Source organism: Massilia glaciei (assembly GCF_003011895.2).
Lineage (GTDB): Bacteria > Pseudomonadota > Gammaproteobacteria > Burkholderiales > Burkholderiaceae_D > Telluria_A > Telluria_A glaciei.
The window spans coordinates 1-8,957 of the sequence record NZ_PXWF02000006.1; the positions used below are offsets into that span (position 1 = coordinate 1).

Annotated in this window: 7 protein-coding genes; 1 reads left to right on the forward strand and 6 read right to left on the reverse strand. The window is 60.4% G+C overall.

Annotated features, from left to right (window positions below; translation table 11 throughout):
• Positions 1-132: 132 nt before the first annotated feature.
• Together C7C56_RS00315 and C7C56_RS00320 are read right to left on the reverse strand one after the other, a co-directional pair.
• Positions 133-1,257, reverse strand: coding sequence for a hypothetical protein (locus C7C56_RS00315; protein ID WP_106755521.1), 1,125 nt, complete (start codon positions 1,255-1,257; stop codon positions 133-135).
• 830 nt (positions 1,258-2,087) lie between these two features.
• The gene (locus C7C56_RS00320; RefSeq protein WP_181372952.1) at positions 2,088-2,282 is read right to left on the reverse strand and encodes an SOS response-associated peptidase family protein; all 195 of its coding nucleotides are present in this window, start codon (positions 2,280-2,282) and stop codon (positions 2,088-2,090) included.
• 14 nt (positions 2,283-2,296) lie between these two features.
• On the opposite strand from C7C56_RS00320, the gene C7C56_RS28485 reads away from it, so the two are divergent.
• Complete coding sequence (locus tag C7C56_RS28485) at positions 2,297-2,488, forward strand: hypothetical protein (protein ID WP_181372953.1); 192 nt, start codon at positions 2,297-2,299, stop codon at positions 2,486-2,488.
• 274 nt (positions 2,489-2,762) lie between these two features.
• Here the strand turns inward: C7C56_RS28485 and C7C56_RS00325 are convergent, their stop codons facing one another.
• From C7C56_RS00325 to C7C56_RS00340, 4 genes are all read right to left on the reverse strand, one after another.
• Complete coding sequence (locus C7C56_RS00325; protein ID WP_106755522.1) at positions 2,763-4,823, reverse strand: hypothetical protein; 2,061 nt, start codon at positions 4,821-4,823, stop codon at positions 2,763-2,765.
• Between the two features lie 32 nt (positions 4,824-4,855).
• Positions 4,856-5,935, reverse strand: coding sequence for a hypothetical protein (locus C7C56_RS00330; protein WP_146204211.1), 1,080 nt, complete (start codon positions 5,933-5,935; stop codon positions 4,856-4,858).
• Positions 5,936-5,964: 29 nt separating this feature from the next.
• Positions 5,965-7,158, reverse strand: a complete 1,194-nt coding sequence (locus C7C56_RS00335; RefSeq protein WP_106755524.1) for a hypothetical protein — start codon at positions 7,156-7,158, stop codon at positions 5,965-5,967.
• A partial coding sequence (locus C7C56_RS00340) for an SUMF1/EgtB/PvdO family nonheme iron enzyme (RefSeq protein ID WP_146204212.1) occupies positions 7,155-8,957 on the reverse strand: 1,803 nt, incomplete at its 5' end. The genes C7C56_RS00335 and C7C56_RS00340, both read right to left, overlap by 4 nt.

Here is an 8,957-nt window from a genome sequence, read left to right on the forward strand (position 1 = left end):
AGCTAACTGGATACCCCTTATATAAACACAGTATAGCGTCAACAGCCGGGAACGGGTAGTGCGTTCGCCGGCCCTATTTAGATTGTCCCGCGGCCTGACCGTCCTGCCCACCAGCTGGAAGCCCCCCGCGCTTCATAGTTCTTTGGCCGATGAGGACCCGGGCGGCAGCGCTAGCTTGCTTCCATTCGCTGCAACCACAGCCGGCTGGGACTGCGCCATGCCGCTAAAGATCTCGATACTGAGCTTGAAGTTGGCCTGCAGCTGCTTGAATCGGTCGGCTACGATCTGCTGGGCTGCCGCCCGTGTCGGGTACCCCTCGCCCGCGGCGGTGGCGCGCACCACATCGATGGCCAGTGCGAACATGCGCGCAGCGAGCAGGCTGCTGTGCAAAGCGGCCTGTTTCGGCAGATCCTTGATCATCAGTGAAGCCTTGGCCATCGGCAGCAAATCCTGGCCGCTCTTCCACTTGGCCAGCCGCCCGGCCGGGACACCGACCTCGCCTGCCTGGCCGATCCCGTCATCTATCGCAATCTGCCACAGGTGTTTATCGCCGCGCATGAAACGCACCAGGTCCATCCATTGGCCTATCGGGTGGTTGCGGGGATCCGCCAAGATCACGAGCGATCCTTTCAGCGGGCGCGCTTCGGGCTTGGCGTAGCCGAGCAGCCAGTCGGCGCCGACGACGCACTTGAGCAATCGGTCCACAAACCCATAGGCGTCGGGCGCCAATCTGAGGGGAGAACTCCCCCACCAGGCGTCCATGTCTGCCAATACATTGCCCTGGCAACTGGGGCAACTGTGCACCGCCGATCCCAAGACCTTGAAAACGTTGAAAAACAGGCCTTCCATCACCTGGGCCCCGTTAACGTACTGGGGCATCAGGTGGCCGTTCTTGTTCCCGTGCACAAGTGCCGCCAAAACATCGGCATCGATGCCAAGTGCCGCCTGCAGTAGGCGCAGTGTCGTGTTGGTGGGTACGTGCGCGCCGCGCAGCAAGTTCTCGAGGTTTTTGAACTGGATGTTCAATTGCCCGCGCAGGGCTTCCTGGTGCGTCATACCTTCGAGCAGGACAACGAGAAACTCCGGATCGGGCACCGTGGCAACGCCGGGTGTCAGGCCAAGGGTCGATTTGAACAGCTTTAGTGGCCGCAGCAGCATCAGCGGCGCGAAAGGCACGGTCAGAATCTGGACCAGGGTCAGTTTTTTCAGCTCGCCGAAGGGCGTCGTGAGCAGATCGAAGGCGGGCAGGTTTTCCATGGTGCGGTATCAGGTTGGGTGTGAAGGCGGCGACAATCGTCGCGTGACGTCGTGCAACGGCGACGTTCACCAACAACCCAACCACTACAAGGACTATACATCATGAACAATTCCATCAAACCACGCTCGGCGACCCCTTCCAACAACCCTGGACCAAATTATCCGAGCAAGGTCCCGAACGTGCCCTCCGGCAAATATCGCGGCAACGATAAGAAGTAAGGTCTCCGCGCTAGAGGACTGCCTTTCCGCGTTCGACCTGCCGCAGCGCGTCGACCGCGGTGGTGATGTCGACCCGGAAGACCTCGCGCTAGCTGTTCTCGCGATACCGGCCGAGCTCCGCGTGAACCGCCAGCTCGGCCGCTTCGCAATCGCCGCAGGCCAATTCGTAGGCGACGACGAAGCCGGGACTGGCCAAGGCAGAACATAAGCACAATCAAATGCAGCATCCGGGGCATGTCTTCGCCCATTCCAGGCGCGCGCGTTCGCGCTTGGTCGCTGCGCGACTGGGCGGCCGCCGCCCACCTTCCAGGCCTCGCTGCCGGCAAAGCACGATCGGCCGTCCATTGGGACGGTATGGACGAGGTACGCTCATCAGGGGAAGCTGCAAGTGCGCGATACCCCCCGCGCCCGTGCAGCACCCCCTTGGCCACTAGGGCTGCAAAGGCAACGCGGCGCTGCGCGCCCCGCCAAAACCGGCCACGCCCTGCGCCGGACTCGCCCTGCCCCTCCCTCGCCATTGGGCTCGGGTTGCCTTCGGCAATCCTTTGCTTCTCAGAGCCTGGCTTTGCCGGGTGTAGTTCACGAAACTGAGACGAAGAACTCCAAGCCGGTCAGCGCGGTTCGGGCTGAACGAGTGGCAACGCCAGCTGTGGCCCCTGGCTCTTGACGTTGCCGACGGCGCGGTCGACCATAAACCAACCGAACGAATCGGGCCCGAGCGCCACCGACCGTATCAGCTGCTCGGCCAGTTCCGGCTCGAGCGAAGGATCCAGCCAGAGCGCCGCGTCCGCGGCCGACAGCGCCACGGGGGGCGCCGGTCGTGGACATCGACCATTCCGCCCTGCGCGTCCGCCGTCACGATCGTGAACCCGTTGGAACTCTCGGCTTCGACGAAGGCCCTGCCCTTCTGACCGGTCAGGTCGAGGCCCTGCAGCACCAAGTGGCCGAGCAGACGGACACGCTGCGAGCCTTGACGCTCAAGACCGAAGTCGATGCCGGCACGCGGCTATAGGCCAGTCAGACGGCCTCCGGAACAGCCGGTGCGGCCGCAGCACTAAATTGCGATGCGCCAGCTGGAGGTGCCGCCGCCGGCGCCAGTTGGCCGGTATGGTGAAGGCGGCCCCCACGCGCCGTGGCGAGTTGCCTTAGCCGCGACTGGGCCAATGCGTGCCACGCTGCAAGGCCCGGAGCTGGCGCGCGCGGCCGGGACCGGTGGTGGCGCCGACCGAACGCATGATAGTGCGCCGCCCTTGTCGATGGGCGCTTTCGACCTTCCTGTTCTCCAGCTACTTGTCATGGCCGCTGATAGGCGTGCCACTATCGTGGCCTGGTAACGGCTCGACCGGCCCTATCCCATTCTGCCAAATATTGGCGTCCGGGGCCACACGCTGCGGCGGCGGCGGATGCGGCGGCGGCTTGGCACCGCCCGACTGCTTCATTTGTCGTTCTGTTTCCTCCCGCTTTCGCAATTCCTTGCACGCCTTTTCCAGTGTGGGCGTGCGCACGTTGGCAGAGCATTGTTTCAGCAACGGCAGTTGCGTCTGCCTTTGCCTTTGGATGGAGGCGAGTTGGCTTGAAAGGGAGGGTGCAGGTTGCTGCGTCGCTTTTGGCGCAGCAGGCTCAATAACTTTGGCAGAGACAGGGGCGGTGTCGACGCCGGGCAACAGCACCATTCCTTTGTCCGAGAACTCGCCGGCTGAACAGCCGATTGGCAATCGCAATGCCGTCGACTGGCCAGGGTCGATTTGGGGAACGCCACCAGTTTGGACGCCTGAAGTGGCCGCGCGGATCAGTTGGGCCCGAATCTGAACCAGATCTTGGCTCCGGCAAATTTTATCGCGTTTGCTGCACGCGTTATCCACGATAAACGCTGCGGCCTCGTCGGCCGAGACGATCGATTGACTGCTAAACACCATTTTCCAGTTCGAAAGGGACGTCTCCGGGTCACCACACAATTGGATCTCGATTGGAGGGGAAATTCCCGGAAGTGGGGGATCATCAGGGACGGGGATCTTGAACAGTCGTTGCGAAATGAGAGATACCAGTACCAACACAAGAACCCCTAAGGCGAGCGCGGGCAAATGTCGGAGATGCTGGGTGGCGGTCCAATACCGCAGCCAGCCTCCGTCGTTATACCGGTCCCTTAGCTGACGATTCTCCAGCTCAAGGACTTGTAGTTTGCGCGCAAGTTCGAATTCGCACTTCTGGGCGTGGTAGAGATTATCGTTGAGCGCGGCTATTGACCGCGCGTCCGATTTCGACTCGTAGGCCTGAGGTGTCATAGAGCCACCGGTGCCATAAAGCGGGGCCGGATTTTTCGACGCGCCGCGTCTGGCGCTGTCGAGTTCAAACGCTAGAGCCGCCCGTGCTTTCTGGCTGGCCTCCAGTTGACCGTGCAGCTGTCGTATGCTTTCCTCCAGCGGCTCCAGTCTCGCGAACAAACCGGCGCGTGCCGCGTCCAATTCCAAGACGTGCTTCCCCTGTTGTTCCTTTAGCCGAGTCTCTGCGCTGTTGAGTGCCGCCTCCTGCTTGCCTGCTTGCGCGCGCAATTCCGTCTCCCGACGTTGCGCCTGCTGAATTTGCTGGTGCAGCTCCGTATTGGCCCCCAGCATTTTCTCGAACTCAAGTTCGGCACCGGCCAGTTGTTCCGTGAGCGCCGCCAATTTCAACGCGCCGGCCTGAGGCGCATCCCCTGCAAGCAAGTTATAAGGAGAGATCAATTTCATGCTGCCACGTTCACGCACCGATTCCGTGACTGCAGCGTCTGGGCTCAGTGCGATTCGGCTAAATGTGGTGAACGGCGCGCCTGACTGTATCCAGTCGAGGAACAGGCCAAGATAGGGCGCATGGTCGCGATTTGCGAGATCCAGATAGCCCCAGGCCAAATTCCCGCTCCCCAAACCGCGCGCATCGACCAGCGGCGTCATGGACTGTCTAAGCCGCTTGCCTTCGGCGTCTGGCCATTGAATCTCCTCGTGAATGTCGTCCAGGCGGCGCACGAACCGGCCGTTCGACATGGCGAGCCGATTGACTTGGTCGGCCAGCAAAGGCAGCAGGTTCACCACAGCCTCACCGGGCACCTGATGGTCCACCAGCCAGATCCCTGCACCGTAGTATCCGCCGTCGCGACTGCCGCCAATGGCGAATGCAGACCGGTAATAGCCGATCCAGGTCAACAAGTGGCGATCAACGATGCGCCGCGTGACAACGTAGGCGCTCTGGGATGGCTGAACAACCAGTTCCGACGTGCTGATCGTAATCCAGCTGTCGACCAGGGGGAACGGCAGCTTGCCGAAGGTCACAACCTCCAGACCCGGCGTGACACCCATGATGGAAATGGCTAGCATCTATTGCTCGCTGCCCGAAGTGAGGCGCCCGATCATTTGACACCCAAAATACGTTCGGAGAGGGTTGGCTTTCGCGGAATGCGCGGCAGGACGTCATGGAACAAGGGGGGGCCCGGGACACCGTCCTTGGTCGTCGCGTTTTGATACAGCCAATTCCAAAGGGTGCGCGGATAGCGATCGATGATTTTCTTGATCTCATCGTCGACGCCGAGTATGTTCTTTCCGCCTATCAGGCCAGAGCAATATTGCATATAGTTGCGTCGATCACTCGCCACGCCGAGCGGCATCGCCTGGTACGCCGACCATGATTGATTGAAGCGTTCGCCCAGCAGTTTATGTATCGAGCCTGGTGTGGGGGCATAAAATTCCGTATCGGCGCATTTTTCATGGGTGTACAGATCCCACTTCGACAGCAGGTACAGGTGATGGTCTTTGCCCTTGGCGGTGCGCATTTTTTCGTACGCCTTGATCGTGCCGACCAAGCCGAGGTCGGCTTCCCGTCTGGCGGCGCCGTCGTCAGGCGTGTTGTTATCATAGACATAACCCTGGTTAATAGCAAAGGGAGCAACATAAATCACCGAAATCGCCTGATGAAATTGCTGCATGACATCCGATACCTCGCTCGGGGGCGCCTTGAAATACTCGTGCGTTTTTGGTGCCGGTTTGTAGAGTTCCCCCATGCTTTCGAGAAAAGCAAATTTGACCTGCGGAAGCCCGTTGGCGGGCGTGACCACGACGGGCACATAGAAAGGTTCGTCTTGGGTTGCGTCGTTTGCCTTTCCTGCGATGAATTCCAACACGCTGCGGTTGAAGAGGAATTGCGCGCGCATCAGTTGCCGGCGCCCATATTCGCTGTCGGTCTTGATGACTCCATCGCCGAAACTGATGCTGGCGTGAGGGGTCGTGCGCAGGTAGCTCATCAAAGACGACAGGATGCAGGATTTCCCCGAAGTCGAGGTGCCGAAGAGGAGGACCGGATGATAGCCGGCGTCGAGCAGGCGCTTCGGCAAATCGCGGCTGGAGCCGGTCGGCTCGGTGACCGCGTCCGTCTGCTGTCCAGGTGGTAACGTTTCGCCGTCCTTCAAATAATCCGGTAATGGTTTCTCATTCATGGCGAGATCCTTTCGGTGTAAAAATCTTGTTAAGGATTGACCCACAGGAAATTCAGGTCGGTCTTGGTTTGGACATGTTCGCGGCCGTTCTGGCGTGCGCCACCCTCGCGGCGTCCAGCGCCGAATACGCGCATGAAGCACATGATTAGGATCACATCGGCCGAGATCGCGATAAGGAAGTAGAACCAAGTGGTGAGCCTGTCGAGCCGTCCCACCATCGATGGCACGATTTGCGCGATCGAACCGAGCTGCCGCGCCTGGTCCACGGCTATGGCCCGCGGCAAGCTCGTTCGCGCACCACTGACCTGCTCCAACTCGACCAGCAGCTGAGAATAGGTCGTCGAGGCCGCCTCGAGGGCGTTCTTCGCTTCGCCATAGGCACCACCCGGCTTCGCTGCGCCGTCCGCTGCGCCATCGAGCTGTGCCTTAGCTGCCATCAATCGCTGATTTTCTTGGGTGACGCGTTCGCGCACGGTGGCCTGCAGGCGTTCTTTGCGCTCGCCATTGACCGCCACATAGTCGGGATGGTTGCGCAATAATTGGTACGCCTGGTTGCGATAACTGAGCGCTAGCGCCTTGAACCGTGCTTCATTACCTGCACAGGTGAAACCGGTCGAACCCGACAATTGGCGGAAGCCGGGCAGCACCACCGCCAATTCGCGGATGATTTCCCGCGACGAAGCGGCGACGCCGCAGTTGTTGCCCCCGTTTGCGCTTGAAATCTCCGCTTCCAGGTTCGAAAGCAAGCGGTTAATGCTGGCCTTCTTCTGTTCCAACTGTGGATCGCTGAGCAACTTCGGAGCGCTCGCCTGCAACGAGGCCAGATCCTCGTTGGCGTGGTCGATCGCCTCGGTGAGCACCTGTTTGCCTTCTCCGAAATAGAAAGCCGTGTTCATCGTGCCCAAGGCGCTGATCACGAACAGGGCGGCGAAATACGCTACCCAAGTGAAGTCGGCCCGGGCGGCTGCGCCGACCGCCATGAGGCGCAGGCGAATTTTTTCCAGGGCTACGCCCTTGGCCAGGACCACCGCGACCAGTGCCATACCCAGGGCCACGAGCCAGGCGGCGAAGCTGAGACCGGGTGAAAACCAAGCGCCGATCAGTTTGCTCCATCCCAATGTCAGCACGACCACGAACAGCGCGATGACGCCGATCAGCACCGATTGGGCGGTTCGGTCTCCGGGCGTTGGCTCGGCAAAGGGTTGATTTGCGTGCGGGTTCATAGCTGGTCTCCGGTGTGGTCAATTTCAATTGGGAATAAATTTCTGCAGATACGGAAACCGATATCAGACCTGGCGTCTTTCGCAGCAACCGAACGCGCATAAGAAGCGTCCAGTTCGCGCGGCGGCGACAGGTAGCTGCCACCCTTTACCTGCGTGGCGGCGCCGCCGTCCGCGGTGACCAACTCCCAGACATTGCCGTGCATCCCGCGTAGATTGAACGCGTTGATGCGGTTCCACGCATGGCCGACCGGTTGGGGCCCGATCTTCATTTCACTGTCATGCCAGCGCTGGCCCGCAATATTGCTTTCGTTAAATTTGTAGATGGCGCCTCCCCGAGCGATATCCGATGCCGACCGCGCGCCGATCATGAAGCGCGCATCCGTGCCACAGGCGCAACAAAATCGCCATTCCTCCTCCGTCAGCAGGCGGTACGGAGATATACGTTGTCCGTTGGAAAAGTGGCCCAGCAGTCGGTCGTTTAGCCAATCCAACCATTCCTGGCAGTCGGCGCGCGTGACGTTGGTCATTGGCAACTGCGCCTTGTCGGGTGGCAGCGTGACGTACGCCGCGCGGTGCCGCGCCCCCCGTTCGCGAAGGAAGTGCTGGAACTGCGCGACCGTCACCGGATCGACCGAGACGGCGATTGGGGTCACCAGCGAGGGCGCGTGCGCGCTTTTGGCGCGGGCGGCGGGTATTGCGACGACGATAGGGCACCATGCGGTCTCGACATCTTGGAATGCCTGCAAAGCGCGACGTTTTGATTTCGCATGACGGCTCATGACAGACAGCAACGTCGCCGGCGCGGCCGCGCGTGGATCCGCGGCGTCCGGCGCTGCGACGCCAGGTGCGACCGTGAAGCTAGCACGGTTGTGCTCGCCGACAACCACCAGCTCCTCGATGGCCTTGATGAGGCCGCAGTGCGGTGGCTCGCGCGGGACGGCGGGTATGTTGTCGTACTGGGCGAGTTGATGCGGCAGGGTCAACAAGAAATCGTGCTGGTCCGAGTATTTTTCAATATGCGCATCGGTCCAGACGTCTTCGTCTTCGGCCATGACAATAAGGTGGTTCAGCATTTTCGACAAGGTGAACAAGTCGACCCCGAAATCGACCTTGGCCAAATTTCCGAACGGGTTCGTCTTCGGCTCATAGCCCGGTTTGCCATCGGCCCTGGCCAGATAGCCGCCCTTGCCGTCGCTCCGGTAGGGGCATACCAAGTCGCTATGCCATTCTGGATGCAAGGCGATCGGATTCGATTCCGAGTCGAGCCACATAGTGGCGCCGCGGCCAGACATTTCTGGTGTGGCGTTGATGGGGCGCAGAGCCAGTTCGAAGTCGATCATTTTGAGTTTCGATAACAGGAGCACCCCCTTTCCCGTCACCAGATCGTACTCGAACGGCAAAATAAGGTTTTTCCAGTGCAAATCGTTATGGACGAGGCCATATTCATGGAATTTTTCAATCGCGCTTAGTATGCCGTGCATCAGGGTTAGCATCCCTGGCACGGTGAAAAACGGCGTGTTCGTCGAGCCCAGAATGATTTTCCACTGCGCCAGATCGAATCCTACCCAACGCGTGTGGAAGACCTTGGGCAGGTTGCTAAGGTTTTGATATCCGACCAGTCGCGCAATGTGCTGGCTCACCCCAGTCAGATCGTCGATCGCGACCAGGAATTGAGTTTCGTTTTTCTGCTGCAAGTTCAGTTTGGCGTGGCGCTTCTCGATGCAGGGAGATGCTGCGTGGTACACCCGCCGCACTTCGGTGCCCCCATCGCGAGCCAATCCACCGGACTTAAGCGCATA